This is a genomic window from Colwellia sp. KS18-150 (assembly GCF_057551365.1).
This window is the reverse complement of the sequence record NZ_BAAJMC010000017.1, coordinates 47,817-69,253: the sequence shown is the minus strand read 5'-3', so window position 1 is coordinate 69,253 and position 21,437 is coordinate 47,817. Positions and strand designations below refer to the sequence as shown.

The following is a 21,437-nucleotide window of genomic DNA, read 5'->3' as shown; positions in this document are numbered from 1 at the left end:
ATAAAAAATAAACGCTAATTACTTGACTTTGACAAAGGTTTGTCATTTAATCGCACATGGTTTGGCTAGGCGCCTAGCCAGGCGAGAAAAATATTGGTACATAGGTTCATTAGCTATGTGCTAGTTTCATGAAACTAGGAGAAAAAACATAATGAATTTTTTTAAAAAAGCTCTTGTAGCTACAGCTGTTGTTGCATCATTCGGTGCTTCTGCTGCAATTATTACCCCATCAACGACAATCTTAGAGATTTCTAAAGAAGGTATTGCCGCTGAAGTTGCAACTCCAGATACAGGTTTTGATTTCGACGTTAAAGTTGAAGCCGCAACTCCTGCTGCATCTACTATTACTGTAACTTTTGGTGAAGATGTAGATTTAACTACACCTGCAGCTGCTATTACTGGTACTGTTGTTCAGGCTGCTGGTAGCAGTACTGACGGTGATGTTGCTATTACTTTTGGTACAGGTAGCTTTACATTTGATAACATCGCTATCGATACTACAACTGATGGTGCTCACGTATTAACTTTCGACGTAAGCCTAGGTCAGCCTATCGCTAACGGTGGTGCATTCAATGTAGCTTTCGCAACTGGTGCAGTTGAAGCTGCTTCTATTGCTTCTTATGTTGCTAACGATGGTGCATCTGATGTTGATACAGGTAACGGTGCTATCTCAATTGAAGTTAGCCAATACGGTTTCTCTGTTGATACTACTCTTGATAAGTTAATCAATCGTGAAGATGATGAAGTATTCACTGATGGAACTACTGAAGATGATTTAGTTGTTACTATTTCTGATAATCAAGGTTTATCACGTGCTGTTACTACGGCTCCAACATACTCTGTTACTGCTACTGGTGTTTTCACTGATATTATTGCAGCTGACCTTGCAGCGGATGCTGGTACTCCAACAATGTCTACTGCTGATAAAGTAATTGATATCGCTCTTGTTCCTGCTGATATTACAATTGATGGTACTGATACTGATGTTACTTTAACAATTGACCCAGCATTAGATGCGACTGATGTTAAAATCCCAGCAACTGGTGACGTTACTGTTGGTTTTGAAGTTACTTCTGCTGATTTCTCTTCTGGTTCTTTAGTTGTTGCAACATCTGAAGACGGTGGCGAATGGTTAGTTGATGCAACTATCATCAATGTTCCTTACTTACCAGTAGGTTTTGAAGGTACTAACTCAACTGTAATTCTTTCTAACGAAGGTTCTACAGCTACTGACGTTATCGTTACAGCTATTGACCAAAATGGCGAAGAGTACGGACCAGTAAACTTAAACACTACAGACGATTTTGCTGATGATTTACCAGCATTAACTGTTTCTAAAGTTAGTGATGCATTACTTATGGACCTTTTAGGTGCAGAAGCTGGTTCTAAACTAAGCGTTACATTTAACATTGACGCTAACGAAGGTGTTGTAAACGGTTACGCTTACACTCAAAAAGCAGGTACTGGTCGTTCTGAAGTTTCTACTTCACAACAACGTGGTAACTAATATCGCTTTATTGTGATACATAAAAAAACCGACCTAGGTCGGTTTTTTTTTGCCTAAAATATATAATTATTTTGTGCAATAGATGATGAAATGTTTTTGAATTTTAAGGGTTACGTTATGTTGAAAAAAACCTTAACTACAACAATATTAATACTAGTATTAACTCTTTCTTATAAAGCCAAAGCGAATCAAGGTTTGTATACAGAGTCTGTTTGTTTTAATACTATTGAGTTAGTGAATAAACCAAAAGTATCAGAGCAAGTTATAGCGTTAAACGAAACGGTTCAGATGAAGCTAAAAAGCGTTGTCGCTCTGAACAATAGTATGGCAGCGCAGTTAGCTACCAATGTAGTGTGTCAACAGTTAACTGGCTCAAGTTATACTGGTTCAAAGGAAGAATGGAAGCACTTCTTTAATTCTGCAATATCTGGATTGATAAAAGCTGATTACAAAAATATTCAGTTTACTTTGGTGGGAGACGAAGCTAAGGTTTACGCAAGCCAGAAAATTGATAGATATATGACTAAAGAATATATTATTGAAGCTGACGGTAAAAACAGTAAACAAATTATTAAAAATTTAGCGGTATTAGATAAAGCTCATAATATTCTATATACCTTCTCTGTCAGTGGTAGTAAAGATATTGATTCAAACGTTAAAATCGAATTTGAACGCTTGCTGAAAAGTATAAAGTCGACCGATATGTAGTTCAAATGTTCGTATAGTTACCTATTATGGGTTTTGCTTGGCAAAAGTAAGGCCCATATTATTTCATGATTCTCGTATATTCCTTCCTTTGTACTTGTTTTGATATTGTGTTTTAATCATAGAATTAATTTTATCAAAAGTTTGTCAATACTATTTTATAACCTTTAAAAAAACAAACGCCCTAAACCTTATTTCCTAATTATCAACAGCATAGAATACTTATATAATTCAATTAAACGGCTTAGTTTATTGAATTGACACATACGATTAAATAGATATAGTAACTGGATAAAATTAAAAAGGTTTTTAATGTTTTATTCAAATAGATTGAGTTATATTTTATTAACTATACACTTATTGTTTTTTTATTTGGTTGTAATTCTTCAGAAAAAGAAAAGTTATGTACAATTAATGCTGACCAAACCGTATCACTAAGTTGTAATGGAGGTTACTCCTACTGGGTTAGTCCGTTATATAGTCTGTCTGGTGATACACTTGCTGTTACAGGCGTTAAAACCAATAAAGGTAAAAGTGAGCAATGGGTATCTTTTTTTCGAAGTGATTTATCTGAGGTTAAACTCGAGCATAGCTTTCCTCTACAATTTAAAGCAGATGAACATAATGCGCCTGCTGTTTTAGCGTTAGATCAGGAGCGTTGGATCGTTGCTAGGACAGGTCATAATAGTGTATCTGAAGACTCCCTTGGTCAGATTGAGCTGACACTGTTCAATAAAGACTTATCTATTGAAAGCCAGGTTACGTTAAATACTCAATCAGGAACTACTTATAGCCAATTGGTTTCTGCAAATGATAAACTTTATCTGCTAACCTGGGATAAATTAGATGGATGGGGGATATTTACTAGTCCAGATGAAGGGGGGACTTGGTCTGATTGGGAAATGATTTCTGCGTCGTTTGGCCGGTTATATTTACAAATGAGTATAGAGAATAGCGTAGGTCAGCTTTACGATAAAATTATTATTAGTAAGGCTAATCATCCATTAGAGCCAGAGCAGTATATAGCATATAGTTTCTTAGACTTAGTTGAAGATGATCCTAGTAATGCATTAGTAGATAATATTCGTTTGGGTGAGGGAAGTGATAGTAATGCTTATACTTTACAGCTCAAAGTATCGTCAGAAGGCCATTCAAATACAAGGCTACTAGATGTAGCCAATCATAATAGTAGCCTTTGTCATTTATATTCATCACAAAACAATATTGATAATACTGAGGAATGGCAGTTAAATATTATTATTACCGACTTAAATAACAATTCAAAAGTGAATTTTGAAGTAGGTCATTATAACGGTATCCTAGGCGATAATTCTTATATTACAGGAGCATCAATAAAATCTTGTCGATATGAGGATGGCGAGTCTATTAAAGTTTTAGTAACGTCAATATTGGGTGATAATTCTGAATACGGGCTATTATCTGTTACAATTGATGCTCAAACTGGAATCGTATTATCTGAAGATATTCTATATACATCACAAAAGAAGTTATACCGCCCAATATATTTAAAATCGTTAGATTATGTCATGCTTAATGAAATGGACTATTGGAATAATTATGAAGATTGGCAAGCAAATCAAATTATCATAAAGCTATAATTTGTTTTATATATGTAAACTCAACGAGTTAAAAGTGGTATATCAATAGTGCTATTTTTGTCATTGGAATATCAAAGTGGTACTTGAACTATGCTAAGTTGTAACAATAAAGCTTCTATAAAATAATAATCCGCGTAAATTAGCGATGTATCAACTTCATTATTTGATGGCTTGTTCTCTGTTGCATGTAAAAGAAGAGCAGGGTAATTAATATCGCTATTAAAATATTTATTAGTTAATAAACTTGACGTTATTGCTAAAGATTCATCTTTAAAATAATTACTTAGCTCTGTATCAACTACTATTTTGGATAATAACCATAATCCCGAGGAAGCAACAGCAGCTGCCGACGTGTCTTTTGATGCATTAATGTCAGTGATGCTTAAATCCCAATAAGGAACTTTATCTTCTGGTAATTGTTCTATGAAATAATTAGCTATGTTGATCGCTGTTTCTTTAAATTCACTTTTTCCTGTTTCCATAAAAGCGATAGAAAAACCATCCCCCCCCAAGCTTGTCCTCGTGCCCAAGTTGAGTCATTATTCAGACCTTGTACGGTTGATTTTTTTATAACTTCACCTGATTCACTATTAAAGTCAACTAAGTGAAAACTACTACCGTCTTCTCTAATATGATGCTTTGAAGTTGTTGACGCATGATGAAAAGCATAAGAGTAATATGGTTCACTTTCAAAATAATGGCTTGCTGAAAATAATAATGAGAGATTCATCATGTTATCTATAATCACAGGGAATTGGTAACTGCCAAAATCCCAAGAACGTGTTGCCTGTACTTGAGGGGTATAGCGATTAGCTAAGGTTTGCGCTGCTGTCTCTATTGTAGACAGGTATTTAGGATCACCAGTCACTCTATAGGCCTTTCCAAAACTGTTATTTATGATAAAGCCAACATCGTGACTTGGTAATAAAGCATATTCTCCTAGAGGTAAAGTCCATAAAGCGGCTTGATTTTCTAAAGAGTCATCAATTATGGCTAATTGCCACAAAATACCCGGGAAAAAACCATCTGTCCAACTTTGCCAATGTGTTTGCCGCCATTGATTATTATTAACTGCTCGAGGATGACCATTGTTGATATCCAGTTCATTTGCAACTTTTCGATATTTTTTTTATCGCTATTTCTAATGCTAATTGTTTGATATTTTCTGTAGAGTTAATTTTTTCACCTGTTTGATTTCCATCATTACATGAAATATTTGACAAGGATACCAAGCAGATAAGTAAGACCTTTTTTAAAACGATAAATATGTGGTGCATATTATTATTTGTGCCTTTATGATTTAACAAATAGTTGTATTTTAGTGTTTGTATGGTTGAGGTCATTCATTTAAAATACTAAAAAATATGTCGTTAGTTTCTGTTATAACATAATTATTAGCAATTAATTTAAATCCAATTAATTGCTAGCTAAAGGGCTTTGTCTTGCTGGTGATTGATAAAATAAAAAAAAATGAAAACTTATTCGCAGCAATAAAGAATACCAGCTGGTTAGTCGGAGAAAAAGTACTGTCGATGGTACTTGTTTTGATGGTAAGTGTATTTGTCGCACGGCACTTGGGGCCAGACTCTTTTGGATTATTAAATTACCTTTTAGCGGTTGTGGCGCTTTTAGTACCACTTAGTTCCTTAGGTTTAAATGCTATCGTTACTCGTGAACTTGTTGCTTTAAAGCATAGTTACCTGTCAATAATGACAACCGTAACTGTGACCCGATTTTTAGGCGGAGTATTAGCAAGTATAATATTACTTATATGTTTGTATTTTGGCATTTTTACAAGGCTAGAAGGAAAGTATTGGGCAGTTGTTTTACTTTCTTTAGCTAACTTGTTGGTTGCATTTCATGTTATTGATTTTTGGTTTCAAGCACAAGTACAGTCAAAATATGTTGTAAAAGTACGTTTTCTTACTGTTGTTTTAATTTCTATTCTTAAATTAGTATTAGTCTATTTCAAAGCGCCGTTAACTGCTTTTATTTGGGCGGCCGTTATAGAATCACTTCTACTATCTGTAGGATTTATTGCCATATATAAAATTAAAAAAGGTAGTTTTAACTTATCTTTATTTGATTTTTCTTATGGCATGAGTTTATTAAAACAATCGAAGTGGTTAATTTTGTCAGGAATTGCGTCGATAATATATTTGAAAATAGATCAAGTTATGCTGACAGAAATGGTGTCAACATCTGAAAATGGCATCTATTCGGTTGCAAGTAGGATTTCTGAGGTGTGGTATTTTTTCCCAACAGCACTCGCCGCCTCTTTTTTTCCTTCGCTGTTAAAACTTAAAGAGACGAATGAAGAAAAATATCAACAACAATTGCAACGTCTCTGCGATGCTTTATTTGTTAGTGCATTAGTAATTGCTTTAGCGTTCACATTTTTTTCTGATTGGGTCATTGTTTTCTTATTTGGAAATGAATATGCGGCAGCTGGTGCTATTTTAGCGTTACATATTTGGGCTGGTGTCTTTGTATTTATGAGAGCATTGCTGAGTAAATGGCTTTTGGCTGAAGATTTGTTGGTTTTCTCTTTGGTAACTCATGGTGTTGGTGCAGTGATGAATGTTGGCTTAAATTTATGGCTGATCCCAATGTATCATGGTATAGGGGCAGCGATTGCTACCGTAATATCTTATGCATTTGCTTCTTATATTATACTCTTTTTTCATCCAAGCACTTGGCCTATAGCAAAAATCATGACTAAGTCTTTGTTATTCCCTAGCCGTTTTCTCTTTGATAAGGTAAAATTGAAAGCTTAATTTAGTTTAGTAAACATAATGATATAATTTAAGTTGTGCTGATAACACTCGCGCAATATATTTGGCGCTATAAATGAAATCAATGCTTCGAAAACTGTTATCCCCATCCATTTTATTATCAATAAAAAATAAGATACAATTTATAGATAAATTGATTTTCCCATTCTTTGCAAAAAATAGTTTCCTCAGTTCATTCTATTATTGCTTTTTCAGCACACAATTTCGCCGTGAACATCAGGCCGTTCTACAAGGACGTCTTCAATACTATAATTCATTAAATGATATTAAACAGTCTAGTGTGCTATTACGCAGAAATACACATAGGTTAGAGAAAGGCTTAATCATGCAACCGCGTAGGGCTGTTTTTGCGGAAGCTTATATAGATGAAACGATAGATTGCTTTGGAAAGTGCCTTAAAAGTGAAGGGTTTTGTGTTGATGAACTAAAATGGGCTCAAGATGTATTAGAAAAATATTTCTCTGTTACAGATAGCAGTGAAGTGCTAGATCAGGCTAGAGAACGTTTTAATAGATTAACATTAAAACCTTTTGAAAAAGATGGCTCATCATTGCCTTATGAGCATCAGCATAGGGTTGCCTCAACAATTACTCAACAGACACTTCATGATTTATTTAAGCAACGTAGTTCTGTGCGTTGGTATCAAGATAAAGAAATTGATAGTAGCACTCTTGATATAGCCATTGATATGGCTGCTCAAGCGCCAAGCGCATGTAATAGGCAACCATTTGAATTTTATACTGTTACAGATTCTCATAAAGCAACTAAAGTAGCTTCTTTAGCGTTAGGGACTGCAGGTTTTTCAGATAATATACCCGCAGTTATTGTTGTTATTGGAGATTTATCTGCTTACCCGTCTGAGCGTGATCGTCATATTATTTACATTGATGCTTCATTAGCTGCTATGCAATTAATGTTATCTGTAGAGACCATGGGCTTGAGCTCTTGCCCTTTGAATTGGCCTGACTTAGACGTGCCAGAAAAGAAAATGTCAAAGTTGTTGAATTTACCTACACATAAGCGCCCAATTATGTTGATTTCTGTTGGTTATGCGCAAAGTGAGGGATTAATCCCTTATTCGTCTAAAAAAACTTCAAAAACGTTAAGGAAAGAAGTAACTCTGTGATTATCGAAATAAAAGGCGTTCAGTTTGTAAATAAAGGAGCCGAATTGATGCTTCATGCTATTTTACAGCAATTAGCGCAACGTTTTCCTGATGCAAAAATTGTGTTAAAAGACAACTTAAATTCTCCTTACTTAAAACGAATTTCAGTTGGTGCTTATCAAAAACTAGAGTTTAAGAAAAACATTTATGATTTTGGTAGCTTTTTTTACCTGCTTCCTAAAAAAGTTAGAAACTGGCTATTAAAGTGGGGCGTTATCACTGAGGCAAATATTGATGTAATACTTGATGCTTCTGGGTTTAGTTATGGCGACCAATGGAGCCCTGTTATCATGGCACAAACGGCTAAAGAAGTTAGCCGGATGCATCGTAAAGGTAAACACTACATTTTTATGCCACAAGCATTAGGGCCTTTTACAAAACCAAAACAGAAAAAGTGGGCGGAAATTGCTTTTGATAATGCTTCTTTAGTTGTAGCGCGAGAACAAGAGTCTTTTTCTTATGTAAAATCTATCATGGGAGAAAAGAGTAATATTGTATGTTTTCCTGATTTTACCAATTTGGTTGTGGGTGTTGTACCAGAGAAGTTTAAAAATAGTGACAAACGTTACTTTACCGTCATACCTAATTCTAAAATGTTAAGTAAAAAGAACACGAATACTGCATGGTACACACATTATGTAAATACTTTTGCTGTGCTAATAAATGAAGCGCAAAAGAAAGGCTTGACTCCTTTCTTGCTTAATCATGAGGGGGGTGAAGATCAGGCCTTATGTGAACAAATTAATACTAAATTATCAAAACCTGTTGAAATATTAGCAGAAGAAAATCCATTAAAAGTAAAAGGTATTATCGGTGCTAGTGAAGCTATTCTGTGTTCTCGTTATCATGGTTGTGTTAGTGCCCTATCACAAGGGATTCCTTGCCTAGGTACTAGTTGGAGTCATAAATATGAAAAATTGTTTGAAGAATACGGTGTTTCAGAGTATTTGGTTTCACCTCACGGTGATGAGCATAAACTAATTGAACATTTACATCAGCTACTAGAAAGCAAAGCAGAAGTTACAAATACCTTACTTACTAACGCAAAGAACTATAAATTGCAAAGCCAAAAAATGTGGGCACATGTGTCTCAAAAAATTGTATGAGCACTAAGGTATGAATAAAATTAACACATATAAACCAATGGTTACTGTTTACATGCCTACTCACAATAGGCTTGAGCTTTTACAGCGAGCAGTGTCTTCTGTTTTTGCTCAAACAATGCAAGATTTTGAACTGATCATTGTTGATGATGCTTCTTCGGATAATACATTTGAATACTTAACTGATCTTGCAAGTAAAGAGCCTAGAGTGACTGTTTTGCGAAATGATGTGTCACAAGGTGCTTGCGTTGCGCGTAATAGAGCCATTAAAATAGCTAAAGGTAAGTTTATAACCGGCCTTGATGATGATGATGAGTTTTTGCCACATCGTTTAGAAGGATTGCTTGCTGGTTATGATAGTAAATATGCTTTTGTTAATCATGGCTATATTTGGCATTATGGTAGACGCACTAAACAGTTTGGTAATAAGCCTAAAATCATCACTTTAGAAGAACAGTTGAGCTTTAATTATGCCACAAACCAAGTATTTGTAGAATTAGAAAGGTTACGTACCATTGGTGGTTTTGATGAGTCTTTTAAAGCGTGCCAAGATTATGATACTTGGACTTGTTTAATTAAAACTTATGGTGATGCTAAAATGTTGGGTGAAGTGTCTTATGTTGTTCATCATGGCCATGAAGGGCCTCGTATCACTGCTAAAGAAAATCATGTTAAAGGATATAAACAATTTTACGAAAAACATCAGCATTTAATGTCTGAATCCAATAGAATTAATCAACGCTGGCTTATAATGAGAGCTTTAAAGCAGAAACCAACAGTTAGAGAGTTTTTTATACAGATCCGACATGGGTTTTGGCTTATAAAAACGAGGTATTATTTATCTATATTACTAAAACCATTAGCTGAGCTAAGACGTAAATGGCTTAAAGGTTAATGTTTTAATAATATATTTAGTCATTGTTCACTTTTGTAGGCGGGGGGAATCCGCGTCATTTCTATAGGTTTACCTAATTAGCTCTATCATGGAAGTAGGTTAAACCTACAAAAATAAATTTATGTTTCCAATAAAATTCAAAGCTGATATCACAACGCTGTGTTGGTTTATTATTATTCCATACGTTGCCTTTGATGCCTTAACGGGTTTTTTTGTTCAAGAAATTGGTATTAACATTCCTCTCTCGCTTGTTTTAAAAATGTTATTACTTTTTTTTTCGTTTTTATACTTACTGAAAAGGAAGTCGGTATATCTTATTTTTATCATTATATTTGCAACTCATATTTCTGTTTCTTTATTTTATTCGGTGGCTCAAGATGGACATGTTGCCTTAACCAATGAATTGCCTTTTGCTTTAAAGCTTATTTTGCTGGTTGTAATGTATTCGTTTGTCATGTCTTATGCAAAACAGGAGCCTTTACTTTTTATCAAACGTGCAAAAAACTGCTTAACCTTAGGTTTTTGGGTTGTTGTTTTTAATGTTTTGCTTGGCTATTTTAATATTGGTTATTACACTTACCCTAACGAAGGTGGTATAGGCTATAAGGGTTTTTTTGTTGCAGGTAACGAACTTAGTGCTTTGTTTATAGTACTATCATGTTTTCGGTTACATAATATTTGGAATGTTTTTAGCCTTAAAAAATATATTGTAAATGCACTATTTGTGTTGTTTATTGGTTTATCCATTGGTACAAAATCGGTTATTTTATTTAGTCTTCTTGTGATTTTTGTTATTCCATTCTTTAATCTTAGAAAGAAGGTTCTATCTTTCAAGGCATTTGCGCTAATTGTTGTAGCCATTATATTAATGGTTGCTATCTTATCTTTTCTCTATAACTGGTTAGATACTTTTCGTGTTGGTCAAAGGCTTCTTTTTAAGTTTTCCAAGTTTAGTATTCTTGATATGATCTTTTCTGGGCGAAATATATGGGTTAGCCAAGTATTTGAACGCATTTCGGATGCTGATGGTATTACACCTCTATTTTTTGGCTATGGCTCAGTAACACTTACGGGTATTATTGGTAAGGCAAGTTTAGAAGTTGATCCGATTGATATCTTTTTATATTTTGGTATTATCCCCGCCATTTTATTAATAGTATGGGCTATTTATATTATTGTTATAAATGTGCGAAACTTGAATGAAAATTATTATGCTCCTTCTGCTCTAGTCGCAAATTCAGCTTTGTTGTTATTTGCCTGCATTGCAGGTCATGTATGGACTTCAGGAATGCTAAGTATCGCGTGGGCATTACTTAATGGCTTAGCGTCATTAGAATATAAACAACTCAATTCTTCAAAAATCACAAGAGAAAATATATGAAAAACTTTGCTTTAATAGGTGCTGCTGGTTATATCGCACCTCGTCACATGAAAGCTATCAAAGAAACCGGTAATAATTTAGTTGCTGCGTTAGATAAAAATGATTCTGTAGGTGTTATAGATAGTCACTTTCCTGAAGCTGAATTTTTCACTGAATATGAACGCTTCGATCGTCATTTTGACCTTTTGAAGCGTCAAGGAACTGAAATTGATTATGTAAGTATCGCGTCACCCAATTATTTACATGACTCACATATTCGCTTTGCATTACGTAATAACGCTCATGCTATTTGTGAAAAACCATTAGTGCTTAACCCTAGTAACATTGATGAATTAGGTGTAGTGCAAGAAGAAACCGGTAAGCAAGTTTATAATATTCTACAGTTACGCTTACATCAAAGCATTATTGATTTAAAAGATTTTGTTGCCGCAGAAGTTTCTAAAAACCCAAATAAAGTATTCGACGTTGATTTAACTTATCTAACAAGCCGAGGTAACTGGTATTTTACTTCCTGGAAAGGTGTAGATGATAAATCAGGTGGAATAGCAACCAATATAGGTGTGCATTTTTATGACATGCTAGGTTGGGTTTTTGGTGATTTAGTTAAGAATGAAGCGCATTTAAAGCAAGATAGCGCCAATGCCGGTTATTTAGAATTTAAACACGCTAAAGTACGTTGGTTCTTATCAGTTAATTACGACTATATTCCAGAAGAAGTAAAAGCAGCAGGGCAAAGAACATACCGATCAATTACTGTTGATGGTAATGAAATTGAATTTTCAGGTGGCTTTACTGACCTTCATACCAAAAGTTATGAGCATATTTTAAATGGTGGTGGTTTTGGCCTAGAAGAAGCTCGTAAGAGTATTGAAATAGTTAGCCAAATTCGTAATCAAGATATTATTAAAAATTCTTCAGATATTCACCCTTTTGTCAGTAAAGTTATTCGTTAAAAGAACGTTGGCTTTTAGCTAAAGTATAGATAAATAAACGGAAATATTATGGCTGATTATTATAAGCATGCAAGCGCCATTGTTGATGATGGTGCAGTTATTGGTAAAGACTCACGTGTTTGGCATTTTGCGCATGTTTGTGCTGCAGCAAAAATAGGCAAGGGTGTTTCATTAGGACAAAATGTATTTGTTGGTAATAAAGTCACTATTGGTGACAAGTGCAAGATACAAAACAACGTTTCGGTGTATGACAATGTTCATTTAGAAGCCGAAGTATTTTGTGGCCCTAGTATGGTTTTTACTAATGTTTATAACCCTCGCTCGGGTGTCGTACGTAAAGATGAATACCGTAATACAATAGTTAAAAAAGGTGCCACCTTAGGTGCTAACTGCACTATTGTTTGTGGAGTTATCTTGGGTGAATACTCTTTTGTTGGCGCTGGTGCGGTAATTAATAAAGATGTTAAACCTTACGCCTTAATGGTAGGCGTACCAGCTAAGCAAATTGGCTGGATGAGTGAATATGGCGAGCAACTTGACTTACCGATAAAAGGTGAGGGAATGGTTGTTTGTTCTCATACCGGTAATAAATATCAGTTGAAAAATGATCAGCTGGTTAACGTTTCAAACTAATAATATTTTAGGACAGTAATTAATGCAGTTTATAGATCTTCAAGCACAGTACCAACATTTAAAAACTAAAATAGACAAGCGTATTGCTGATGTACTTAACCATGGTAAATATATCATGGGTCCTGAAGTACAAGAGTTAGAACAAGCCCTAGCTGATTATGTGGGGGTGAAACATGTTATAACCTGTGCGAATGGTACCGATGCACTAACTTTATCGTTAATGGCACTTAATGTTAAAGAAGGTGATGCTGTTTTTTGCCCAACATTTACCTTTTTTGCCACTGCCGAAGTCATATCTTTTGCTAATGCAACACCCGTATTTGTCGATTCAAACGAGCATACTTTTAATATTTGCCCGCAAGATCTTGAGAAACAAATACAACAGGTGATCAGTGAAGGTAAATTAAAACCTACCGCGATTATTGCTGTTGATCTTTTTGGATTACCGGCCAATTATTCAGAAATAGAAGCAATAGCTAAAAAGTATGATTTAAAACTGATTGAAGATGCCGCACAAGGTTTTGGTGGTTCGATTACTGATGAACATGGTAATGTTAAACGAGCAGGTAGTTTTGGTGATATAGCAACAACAAGTTTTTTCCCTGCTAAGCCATTAGGCTGCTATGGCGATGGGGGGGCTATATTTACTAATAATGACGAATATGCCCAGCTATTACGCTCTTACCGAGTACATGGTAAAGGTAGTGATAAATATGACAATGTTCGCATCGGCATGAATAGCCGATTAGATACTATTCAAGCAGCTATTTTATTAGAAAAACTAGCTGAATTTCCGCAAGAGCTTATCAATCGCAATATTGCTGCTACTAATTATGAAAATGAATTAGGAAAACGTTATAAAACACCGCAAGTGCCTGAAGGGTACGAAAGTTCTTGGGCACAATATACCTTGCTAAGTGATAACCGCGAACAAGATATGGCACAGTATAAAGAGAAAGGTATACCAACGGTTGTTTATTACGCTACTTGTATGCACCAGCAAACGGTATACGAGAACTTAGGTTATGAAAAGGGTGATTTTCCGGTAGCTGAAAAGTTATGTAAGCAAGTGTTTAGTTTACCCATGCACCCATACCTTGAAAATACACATAATATATAGTGTGTTCAACTTAACAATTTTAATTTATTTGGAAAATACTCATTGAAATCACAAGATTCAATATTAGTGTTATTACACGCATATTACTTAGACGACACGAGAGTTAAAAGGCATTGTGAACTATTAGCTAAAACGGGTAAAAAGGTTACTGTTCTTTGCTTAAATAAAGGTGGGGAAAGGCAAAACGAAACGGTTAATAACGTTAAAATCAATAGAGCTCCAATAGCAAGATCGAAACTGAAAAATAAACTGTTTTATTTAATTGAATATTTTTTGTTTTTTGTCTTTTGCTTTTTTAAATCAACAAAGTCCTGTTTTGCTGACAAACCAAATTTGATCATTGTAAATAATATGCCTAATGCTTTGGTGTTCACTGCAATCATTCCTAAAATTTTTGGTGTGCCAATTTTACTTGATGTTCATGATTTAATGCCTGAATTAGTTGATATTATTTTTAAGAAAAAGGGAGGTTTACTTAAAAAAATTCTTGTTATTGAAGAAAAGGTAAGTTTTTTCTTTGCTTCTCATTTAATGACCGTTAGTTTGCCGGTAAAAAAACTATTAGAGAAAAGAAGTAAAAATGATTTTTTTATTGTTCATAATTCTCCTTATCACCTCCCTGTTTTAAACAAACAGTCAAATGATGAACTTAAAGTTGTTTTTCATGGCAATATTCATGAAAGATACGGCTTACAAAGAGTACTTGAGCCACTAAATGTTGTTCGAAAAAATGTTGCGAATGTGCGTTTGGATATTCATGGTAAAGGGCCTTATGTCGATGACTTAAAGATACTTATAGAACCTTTAGAGTTTGTCTATTTTCATGGTGGTTTTTCTCCTGAAGAAGTACCTAATATTTTAGCTGATGCCACATTAGGTATAGTTATGAATTTCCCCAATCATTCTAATGACTTCGCTTTACCAGTTAAAATGTTAGAATACATAGCCAATAATGTACCTGTTATTTGTCCCAAGTTACCTGTACTTTTAGAGTACTTCTCTTCAGAAAGTGTGTTTTATTTTAATGATGACAATGATCTTGCTGAGGTAATACTTCTCGCGATGTCTGATGCTAAGTTACGTGATAAAAAAGTAGAAAGTGCTTTTAAAGAATATCAGAAAATAAGCTGGGATAATGAAAAAAATCAATATATTGAGTACATTGACAATATATTAAAATAGGGTGGTTATGAAAGTTATAGTTGTTACCAATATGTACCCAACAAAACAAAGCCCATCAGCAGGGGTTTTTATTAAAAAGGCAACTGAAAAATTGTCTCACTCATCTGAGTTTGATGTTTATTTATGGAAATTATCTACTGGAAATAAGTATTTAGCGTATCTAAAATTTTACCTGTTTTTTATTGTTAAACTTTTCATTGTTCGCCCTGAACTTGTCTATTGTCATTTTATTTCACATACAGGTATTTTAGGGTTATTGGCTAAGAAGGTTTTTGGTAGTAAATTAGTATTAAATGCTCACGGTTCAGATATTATGAACTCTGTGAAAACAAAAAAATTCTTTTTTAAACTTAATCAATATTTGCTTTCTCGTGCTGATTTGGTGGTTATACCGTCTAATTTCATGAAAAATACGATACATACTCACTTTACAGTGGAAGGCTCTAAGTTATTTGTTTCTCCTTCCGGCGGTGTTGTACTTTCAGAAAAAGGAAAAGAACAAAGCATAAAAATGACGAATACACTGACGTTAGGTTTTGTGGGCCGCTTAATACCAATGAAGGGAATTGATACTATTATTTCAGCTCTCAAACACTCTAAAAATATTGAATTACAAATTGCTGGAGGGGGAGATTATTCCTCTATTTTTAATGAGTTAAAAGATCATGTTAAATTAACCTATTATGGTGAAATACCTCAAAGTCAATTAGAGAGCTTGTATAATGAAATTGATTTACTTTTATTTCCAACAAAGTTTGAAGAGAGTTTAGGGTTAACACCATTGGAAGCTATGGCTCATTCTGTACCTACTATTTCTTCTGATATGGGGGCCGTTAGCGAATATGTTAACCATGGAAATAATGGTTATTTAATAGCTAAGGACGATGCTAGCCAGTTAAGTCGATGTATTGAACACTTTCGTTTAATGTCGGCAACTGAAAAATCGGCTATGGGTAAGGTAGCGTACCAGACAGCTGAAAAGTATGAGGAAAATATTGTTTATCAAGCGTTGAAAAGTAGGTTGTCTTTATTGTGATCTTAGTACTAATACATGATGTGTTGTAAGTGTCTTAAAATATACGAGTTGATATGAACACCTGAATAATTCATTGTATCCTTTCGTTGAGGACGAACGTTAAAACTGTTTTAGAAATAATGGCGCCATACTGAACGCTTGGAATACTTGCCACTAAGTTCTAATGTTAAAACTTTGATGCGCTGTATAGCTAACACTAGCCATACGCACAAGCCGATCGAGATATATTAACCAGTACTTATAATTGGAACGTTTCTGATTTTAGTCTAGCACCATAGAATTAGCTGTAAAAATTAATAAATAGTGAGGACCTGTTATATGGGGCTACTATCCATAAATTGAAGTAGACTTTGTACTAAGGTCTGTTATTTAATCTATTTTAGAAAAAGCATCTAACTCATTTTTGCTAGCATGTTGAAAATATAAGTGTTGGGCTGAAAAATCCAATGGTCGCTCTCTACCTGCACCAAATGGTAGCTGATCAAAGTTTGCTAATGTTTTAGCAAGTAACAGCTGTATTCGGTAAATTATTCTGCCTAATAATTTATTGGGGAGAATAATTTTAAATAGTACTTTAGGGATAATTCTATAAAAACTTGAAGTACATAGAGCAAACTTCACTTCAGGCGATATTTCATCATCTCGATAGTCCATCATTAAGTATCTTGAAATGAATTTATTAAGGTGCGAGTGTTTAATGATAAAAAAAGATTGTTGCAAAGGTTGGTTGTTACCTTTATTTCGGCCAAACATATACGGCTTTTTCATTTTTGAAATAGCAAATTCAATGATGTTTTCACCTTGCAATAATACATCTTGTTCAATGTAAACATAATACTGACAGTCACAATTAGCAGCATAGTTTGCTGACATTATTATTCCACGGCTCCAACCACATAACTTGCCTGTATGATTTGAGGCATGCCCACCGTTATCATTTAGACGGATGTATTCAACATCATTATTATGAAATGCTAAATTAGGAGGAGGCGTAGGCGAAGCACTGTCAATTATAACTATTTTTTCAGGGGTGCAATTATTCGTAATTGAGTCGATCCATTTCTTTTGAAAAGCAGAGCCGCGAATTTCATCAGCGCCATAGGTTAATCGTTCATCTTTATTTGTTTTTACATTGCTTTCGTTGCACCACCAACCAGTGCCAATAATATATTTATTACTCACCATTTTTTTCCTTTTGAGTTTGCATAACAACTAAGTCACTATCCTTTGTCCATTGCTCTATATAGGTAAAATTTTTACCGTAGCTATTATCAATGACAGTATGTTTTTTTGTCAGTAAACAAGATAAAATATGGCCATGTAAACGGTTGGTTTCAATTTGAGCGTAGCTGTTGAAATGCTTCGAGGCACGATGGCATAACGTTATACAATGCTTTTCCCATAAATAAGCGATAAGTTTGTCAATGAAACGTGATTTGTTGACTGAGCTAACCCTGCGAATTATGGATTTGAAATATATATCTGACTTGTTAATAATTAACGGCCAATCAAAGTTACTTTTTTGTTTTTCATTAAGCCCTTCACAATCCCAACGGTTTAGTATCAGCTGGTTGTTTGGGTAATCATTAGCCAGTATCGTTGGGGTAACCTGACTTTCCCAAAGCATGTGCGCCGTATCTGGAAACAAAAAGACATTGTTGCAAAACTCTTTAGCAATGATTTCACTTTTTACGTCTCGAACTACAATAGTTAAATCTTTATGCTGTTGAAAAACGTTAATGTCATTGGCTTTTTTTACATCATCTTTATAGAAAATAGTTTGTGGAAAAATAATAGTATTAATTAACGGGAAATGCTTAATAAAAAGTAACCTACAATTTTGGTGAGCATCATATATATCACCGAAGTTCCCTCCACCATGAAATACAATACTCACTTCGTTATTGTTTGCTGTAATAATTTTTTGTACTTTTTTTATATCGGCATTTGCTGCGGTATATTGGGCTAGTACCTCAATACCTGATTCTTTTAAAAGCTCGATTGCCCCAAGGTAAATAAGTAAGTCACCTATATTGTGATGAGTAGGGTAGTCGATATAAATAATTTTTTTAAACTTAATGCGTTTTGTCATTTCGAAGAGTGACTTCTTTAAGTTGTTCATTATTTCATTATGTTTTGTCATGATTAAGTTTTTTCCTTAAAAATTCAGCAGTAAATAATCTAAAGACACTTGTAATCGCGATAGCAATGGCTACACCTTCAATAGCAAGAAAATCGAATATCATTAAGTTGATAATTAATACTATAAAAGTAACTATTTGTCTTGGAATGTTGTAATGAGGTTTCCCCATAACGTTAAAATCTTGGAGGACAATCGCGTTTATACCTGAGAATAGTGCTGCAGTTAATAATAAGGCAATTACAAGGCCTGTTGGTTCGAATTCTTCAGATAAGATAACTGATAGTATATAAGGGCCTATAAAATATGAGCAAAGAGCCATTAAAAATATAGAAGGAATGATATAAGCATACTTCACTTCAAGTATGCTCCCTTTGCTATTTATTCTCTTGGCAAAATAGGTCATTGCTAAAACGTTGAAAAAACGATTAACAATCATCATCACACTGCCAATAGTTGAATATATACCTAGCTCAGTCATGCTAAGTTGTTTTGCTATAAATATTTTATCAAAATTAAGGATGAAAGTGGTCAAAATCGCCGAAATACTTACGCCACCAAGGTAATAGTAATATTGCGATGGCTCGGCATAAGTTAACTCTGAACTACTTTTTAACAGTGTTTTTACCCCAAAGAGACGATAGAGTGCAATTATAAGGTAAGTTAATTGAAATATTCCGCCAGCAATATAAATGGTAATTAATTTATCAGACTGAATACCAATAAAAATAAAAGATAAAAATAGAAATAAAGTTATGCATTGGCCTAAAAATAAGCCTTTGTAATAAGATTTTAAGCTGGGATCTTTCTTTAATAGCTCTAAAACGCTTACATTGAGTGTTTCAATAATAACTAAGAATAATAAATACTCTAGTTTAACATCATAAGTATACTCAGCACTTAAAAGCGTGATAAGTAATGCGACTATAATAACAATGGCAAGAATAAGTAACGGGCTGATAAAGAATTTTTTTTCTTTCCAAAAGTATAAATATCCTGTAGATAAGCCTAATGAAGAAATAGTACCGATCATTATTTTATATGATAAATATAATTGAATCTCCCCTCTTACATCTAATCCAAAGAGCAGGGCTGTAAAATATATGATTATTAAATTTAACAGCATCGTGCCGTAGCTGTAAAACATATTTCCAAGCACAAATAAACTCGCTGTCTAAGAAGATGAAGTGAAGTGAATTAGTATTCGTAGGGCTGACTTTTCATAACCAGTAGATATAGTATCTCAAAAGTTATTAACGCTTACAACCTACAGCAAGATTAGTTTACCAGTTTTTTGTATCTTCTAGCAAAAAACTAAATTAAAACTATATAAATGCTTTTTATCTAATCAAGAAGAATAAGTCAGTAACGGCATTACCCCAGTAACAATTTTTTAATTCAAGAATTTGCCTTGACGCACTCTAAAACTCAAATTATTTGGCTGGTAAATTAGCTATATGTATCTTTCTTAGTTAATGGAAGACCTGAATTAGCCTCAGATTGACAGGTTTATTCAGTGATTAGTTTGTTACTCAGCCATCTGTCTATGCGCTTTCATAAACTCTATTGACTTGCTAATGGCTTTTTTCACCTTACTCTCCATTTCAAATCGCTCTGAAGCCGGCAAATAAAAAGCCATGTCAACTTCGTGGCGTATATAGCGAGTAGGAAGTTGGTTTAATACAACGCAGGTAAGATCTGCGATGAAGTCTTCATCATATTTATCATCAAATTTAGCGACAGAGAAGTGATGCATTACTAGCTTTTCGTAATAATTATGTATGTCGTCAGATATTTTCATTTTACTGTTCACTTAAAATTAATGAGGTATTTGTAAAGATTAACTCGTGTTTAAATAAAATGCTAATTCAATAGCCGTTTTTTTGTTAATTTATATGCCTTTGCAAGCTGTTTGTTTGTTAATTGTACAGGTTGTTTGTTGTGGAAAATTTCTTATTTTTGTTTAATAGGTTTTAAGTGTTTGTTGTGTGGTAAATTCGATTAAACGAATAGGGCTGTTGCTCGAGAAATTATAAAAACATAGTTTGGGGCTATTGGTTTAGTGCATAGTAGAAGTAAATATCCTTAACTTATGCAGCTTTAAACCACCTCAACATAAACAGCCGAGCTGTTTGCCCCACAAGCTCTTAGGTTGACTATGAAGTTCTTAAATTCTATTGATTTTGAATTATCGTCATAAGCAACTATCGAATTACCCTCTCTTTTCGGCTATTTCAATATCTCGCTCTATAGCGGAAATTGCCTTTCTACACCGTCCTAATCTTTGATGTAATGCTAATACTTCAGCTGAAAGTTTTGCATTATCAATCGCTTTACATTTTACTCGCTGAGATTCGCGCTCTGTAACCATATCCATCAGCCTACGCTCAAATTCATGATGTTCATTTAACTTTTGATATAGTTGATGACTATTAAGAACAAGTTTCTTGGCGATATAATTGTATTTGCTTTGAGCCTTTGATCTTTTGGCTTTAACTTTGTGATGAGCATCAAAACTTAATTTAGCTGCTTGATGTAATGCAGCGTTGGCATGAAGTGCATTAGAGATTGCAGCAATTTGTTGCTCTAATTGTTGTAATAGTTGGTTAGAGAATTCTTGTTTCCTTTGTTTTACTAAACGAGAAAATTCAGGAAGTTTCTTCTTTACTTCTTCTATGTATGGAGTGAAGCGATCACTTTGACTCACGAATAAGCCAGGTGAAAATAAATTATTATTTTCGATTAAACGATGGACTTTCTCCGTGGCATTTTTCTTATCCACTTTTTCAGCTTTAGTAGCTAGCTGGTTAAGTATTCCAGATAAGCGTTCTATTTGGTTCATAAATTTATTTAATAAATGTCTGGGTCTTTTATTTAGCTAGTATCCCTTATCTGATTATATGTTTCTAATACTTCTTTTAAAATTTAGATTAAGTTCCCCATTTCTAGATGATAGTAACAAATTAATAACATCTAAAAATGCTGTATTGTCATGTTATCTTTACGTAAGCGTTCGGTTTTATTGTAACTTATTGTAAAATAGTAAGTTATTATGGAGTTCGTTCTTGTGTTTACGAAAAGAAAATATTTGAATATTAGTGCTTGGCAATTATAATTCCTTGATATTATTGTGTTTGTTGCCGCCTGGTGTTTTTGCTGAATCGAAGTGTATACAATTTAAATGTATATTTTAATTAATGTTT

20 protein-coding genes are annotated in these 21,437 nt (G+C 33.9%); 13 read left to right on the top strand and 7 right to left on the bottom strand.

Features of this window, described 5'->3' with window-relative positions:
• Window positions 1-151: 151 nt before the first annotated feature.
• The 3 genes from AC27IF_RS16150 (at window position 152) to AC27IF_RS16140 (ending at window position 3,831) form a co-directional block, all read left to right on the top strand.
• Window positions 152-1,507: a hypothetical protein gene (locus AC27IF_RS16150; protein ID WP_487055371.1), complete on the top strand. Its 1,356-nt coding sequence runs from the start codon at window positions 152-154 to the stop codon at window positions 1,505-1,507.
• A gap of 117 nt (window positions 1,508-1,624) precedes the next feature.
• Window positions 1,625-2,215 carry a hypothetical protein gene (locus AC27IF_RS16145; RefSeq protein WP_487055370.1) on the top strand — a complete coding sequence of 197 codons (591 nt, stop codon included), beginning with the start codon at window positions 1,625-1,627 and terminating at the stop codon, window positions 2,213-2,215.
• 794 nt (window positions 2,216-3,009) lie between these two features.
• A complete protein-coding gene (locus AC27IF_RS16140; RefSeq protein WP_487055369.1) occupies window positions 3,010-3,831 on the top strand; it encodes a hypothetical protein in 822 nt (273 codons plus the stop codon).
• A 71-nt stretch (window positions 3,832-3,902) separates the two neighbouring features.
• Here the strand turns inward: AC27IF_RS16140 and AC27IF_RS16135 are convergent, their stop codons facing one another.
• Both AC27IF_RS16135 and AC27IF_RS16130 read right to left on the bottom strand, forming a co-directional pair.
• The gene (locus AC27IF_RS16135) at window positions 3,903-4,313 is read right to left on the bottom strand and encodes a hypothetical protein (RefSeq protein ID WP_487055368.1); all 411 of its coding nucleotides are present in this window, start codon (window positions 4,311-4,313) and stop codon (window positions 3,903-3,905) included.
• Window positions 4,268-4,837, bottom strand: a complete 570-nt coding sequence (locus AC27IF_RS16130) for a glycoside hydrolase family 88 protein (protein WP_487055367.1) — start codon at window positions 4,835-4,837, stop codon at window positions 4,268-4,270. The genes AC27IF_RS16135 and AC27IF_RS16130 overlap by 46 nt, the downstream gene beginning before the upstream one ends.
• Window positions 4,838-5,279: 442 nt before the next feature.
• On the opposite strand from AC27IF_RS16130, the gene AC27IF_RS16125 reads away from it, so the two are divergent.
• From AC27IF_RS16125 to AC27IF_RS16080, 10 genes are all read left to right on the top strand, one after another.
• On the top strand, window positions 5,280-6,608 hold the full coding sequence (locus AC27IF_RS16125; protein ID WP_487055385.1) for a flippase: 1,329 nt from the start codon (window positions 5,280-5,282) through the stop codon (window positions 6,606-6,608).
• A 343-nt stretch (window positions 6,609-6,951) separates the two neighbouring features.
• Window positions 6,952-7,752: a nitroreductase family protein gene (locus AC27IF_RS16120; RefSeq protein ID WP_487055366.1), complete on the top strand. Its 801-nt coding sequence runs from the start codon at window positions 6,952-6,954 to the stop codon at window positions 7,750-7,752.
• Window positions 7,749-8,897: a polysaccharide pyruvyl transferase family protein gene (locus AC27IF_RS16115; RefSeq protein WP_487055365.1), complete on the top strand. Its 1,149-nt coding sequence runs from the start codon at window positions 7,749-7,751 to the stop codon at window positions 8,895-8,897. The genes AC27IF_RS16120 and AC27IF_RS16115 overlap by 4 nt, the downstream gene beginning before the upstream one ends.
• A 10-nt stretch (window positions 8,898-8,907) precedes the next feature.
• Window positions 8,908-9,789: a glycosyltransferase gene (locus AC27IF_RS16110; RefSeq protein ID WP_487055364.1), complete on the top strand. Its 882-nt coding sequence runs from the start codon at window positions 8,908-8,910 to the stop codon at window positions 9,787-9,789.
• 121 nt (window positions 9,790-9,910) lie between these two features.
• A complete protein-coding gene (locus AC27IF_RS16105; protein ID WP_487055363.1) occupies window positions 9,911-11,170 on the top strand; it encodes an O-antigen ligase family protein in 1,260 nt (419 codons plus the stop codon).
• On the top strand, window positions 11,167-12,123 hold the full coding sequence (locus AC27IF_RS16100; RefSeq protein ID WP_487055362.1) for a Gfo/Idh/MocA family protein: 957 nt from the start codon (window positions 11,167-11,169) through the stop codon (window positions 12,121-12,123). The genes AC27IF_RS16105 and AC27IF_RS16100 overlap by 4 nt, the downstream gene beginning before the upstream one ends.
• A 48-nt stretch (window positions 12,124-12,171) precedes the next feature.
• On the top strand, window positions 12,172-12,756 hold the full coding sequence (locus tag AC27IF_RS16095) for an acyltransferase (protein WP_487055361.1): 585 nt from the start codon (window positions 12,172-12,174) through the stop codon (window positions 12,754-12,756).
• 22 nt (window positions 12,757-12,778) lie between these two features.
• Window positions 12,779-13,876 (top strand): DegT/DnrJ/EryC1/StrS family aminotransferase, encoded by a 1,098-nt coding sequence (locus tag AC27IF_RS16090; RefSeq protein WP_487055360.1) that lies wholly within the window; start codon window positions 12,779-12,781, stop codon window positions 13,874-13,876.
• 42 nt (window positions 13,877-13,918) lie between these two features.
• Window positions 13,919-15,058, top strand: coding sequence for a glycosyltransferase (locus tag AC27IF_RS16085; RefSeq protein ID WP_487055359.1), 1,140 nt, complete (start codon window positions 13,919-13,921; stop codon window positions 15,056-15,058).
• A 7-nt stretch (window positions 15,059-15,065) separates the two neighbouring features.
• Entirely contained in the window at window positions 15,066-16,094 is a 1,029-nt protein-coding gene (locus tag AC27IF_RS16080; protein WP_487055358.1) for a glycosyltransferase family 4 protein, read from the top strand.
• A gap of 369 nt (window positions 16,095-16,463) precedes the next feature.
• Here AC27IF_RS16080 and AC27IF_RS16075 read toward each other — a convergent pair whose 3' ends face one another.
• The 5 genes from AC27IF_RS16075 to priC form a co-directional block, all read right to left on the bottom strand.
• Complete coding sequence (locus AC27IF_RS16075; protein ID WP_487055357.1) at window positions 16,464-17,279, bottom strand: glycosyltransferase family 2 protein; 816 nt, start codon at window positions 17,277-17,279, stop codon at window positions 16,464-16,466.
• Window positions 17,269-18,237 (bottom strand): polysaccharide pyruvyl transferase family protein, encoded by a 969-nt coding sequence (locus AC27IF_RS16070; protein ID WP_487055356.1) that lies wholly within the window; start codon window positions 18,235-18,237, stop codon window positions 17,269-17,271. The genes AC27IF_RS16075 and AC27IF_RS16070 overlap by 11 nt, the downstream gene beginning before the upstream one ends.
• Window positions 18,224-19,393, bottom strand: coding sequence for a lipopolysaccharide biosynthesis protein (locus AC27IF_RS16065; protein WP_487055355.1), 1,170 nt, complete (start codon window positions 19,391-19,393; stop codon window positions 18,224-18,226). Before AC27IF_RS16065 ends, AC27IF_RS16070 begins: the two co-directional genes overlap by 14 nt.
• A 369-nt stretch (window positions 19,394-19,762) precedes the next feature.
• The gene (locus AC27IF_RS16060; protein WP_487055354.1) at window positions 19,763-20,035 is read right to left on the bottom strand and encodes a late competence development ComFB family protein; all 273 of its coding nucleotides are present in this window, start codon (window positions 20,033-20,035) and stop codon (window positions 19,763-19,765) included.
• 411 nt (window positions 20,036-20,446) lie between these two features.
• Complete coding sequence (gene priC, locus AC27IF_RS16055) at window positions 20,447-21,076, bottom strand: primosomal replication protein PriC (RefSeq protein WP_487055353.1); 630 nt, start codon at window positions 21,074-21,076, stop codon at window positions 20,447-20,449.
• Between the last annotated feature and the right edge of the window lie 361 nt (window positions 21,077-21,437).

Bases quoted from the DNA above. Each gene is read 5' to 3' on its own strand.
- AC27IF_RS16100 (WP_487055362.1), top strand. From the start codon at position 11,167: ATGAAAAACTTTGCTTTAATAGGTGCTGCTGGTTATATCGCACCTCGT.
- AC27IF_RS16060 (WP_487055354.1), bottom strand. From the start codon at position 20,035: ATGAAAATATCTGACGACATACATAATTATTACGAAAAGCTAGTAATG.
- AC27IF_RS16105 (WP_487055363.1), top strand. From the start codon at position 9,911: ATGTTTCCAATAAAATTCAAAGCTGATATCACAACGCTGTGTTGGTTT.
- AC27IF_RS16080 (WP_487055358.1), top strand. From the start codon at position 15,066: ATGAAAGTTATAGTTGTTACCAATATGTACCCAACAAAACAAAGCCCA.
- AC27IF_RS16145 (WP_487055370.1), top strand. From the start codon at position 1,625: ATGTTGAAAAAAACCTTAACTACAACAATATTAATACTAGTATTAACT.
- AC27IF_RS16135 (WP_487055368.1), bottom strand. From the start codon at position 4,313: ATGGAAACAGGAAAAAGTGAATTTAAAGAAACAGCGATCAACATAGCT.
- AC27IF_RS16120 (WP_487055366.1), top strand. From the start codon at position 6,952: ATGCAACCGCGTAGGGCTGTTTTTGCGGAAGCTTATATAGATGAAACG.
- AC27IF_RS16095 (WP_487055361.1), top strand. From the start codon at position 12,172: ATGGCTGATTATTATAAGCATGCAAGCGCCATTGTTGATGATGGTGCA.
- AC27IF_RS16075 (WP_487055357.1), bottom strand. From the start codon at position 17,279: ATGGTGAGTAATAAATATATTATTGGCACTGGTTGGTGGTGCAACGAA.
- AC27IF_RS16070 (WP_487055356.1), bottom strand. From the start codon at position 18,237: ATGACAAAACATAATGAAATAATGAACAACTTAAAGAAGTCACTCTTC.
- AC27IF_RS16110 (WP_487055364.1), top strand. From the start codon at position 8,908: ATGAATAAAATTAACACATATAAACCAATGGTTACTGTTTACATGCCT.
- priC (WP_487055353.1), bottom strand. From the start codon at position 21,076: ATGAACCAAATAGAACGCTTATCTGGAATACTTAACCAGCTAGCTACT.
- AC27IF_RS16090 (WP_487055360.1), top strand. From the start codon at position 12,779: ATGCAGTTTATAGATCTTCAAGCACAGTACCAACATTTAAAAACTAAA.
- AC27IF_RS16150 (WP_487055371.1), top strand. From the start codon at position 152: ATGAATTTTTTTAAAAAAGCTCTTGTAGCTACAGCTGTTGTTGCATCA.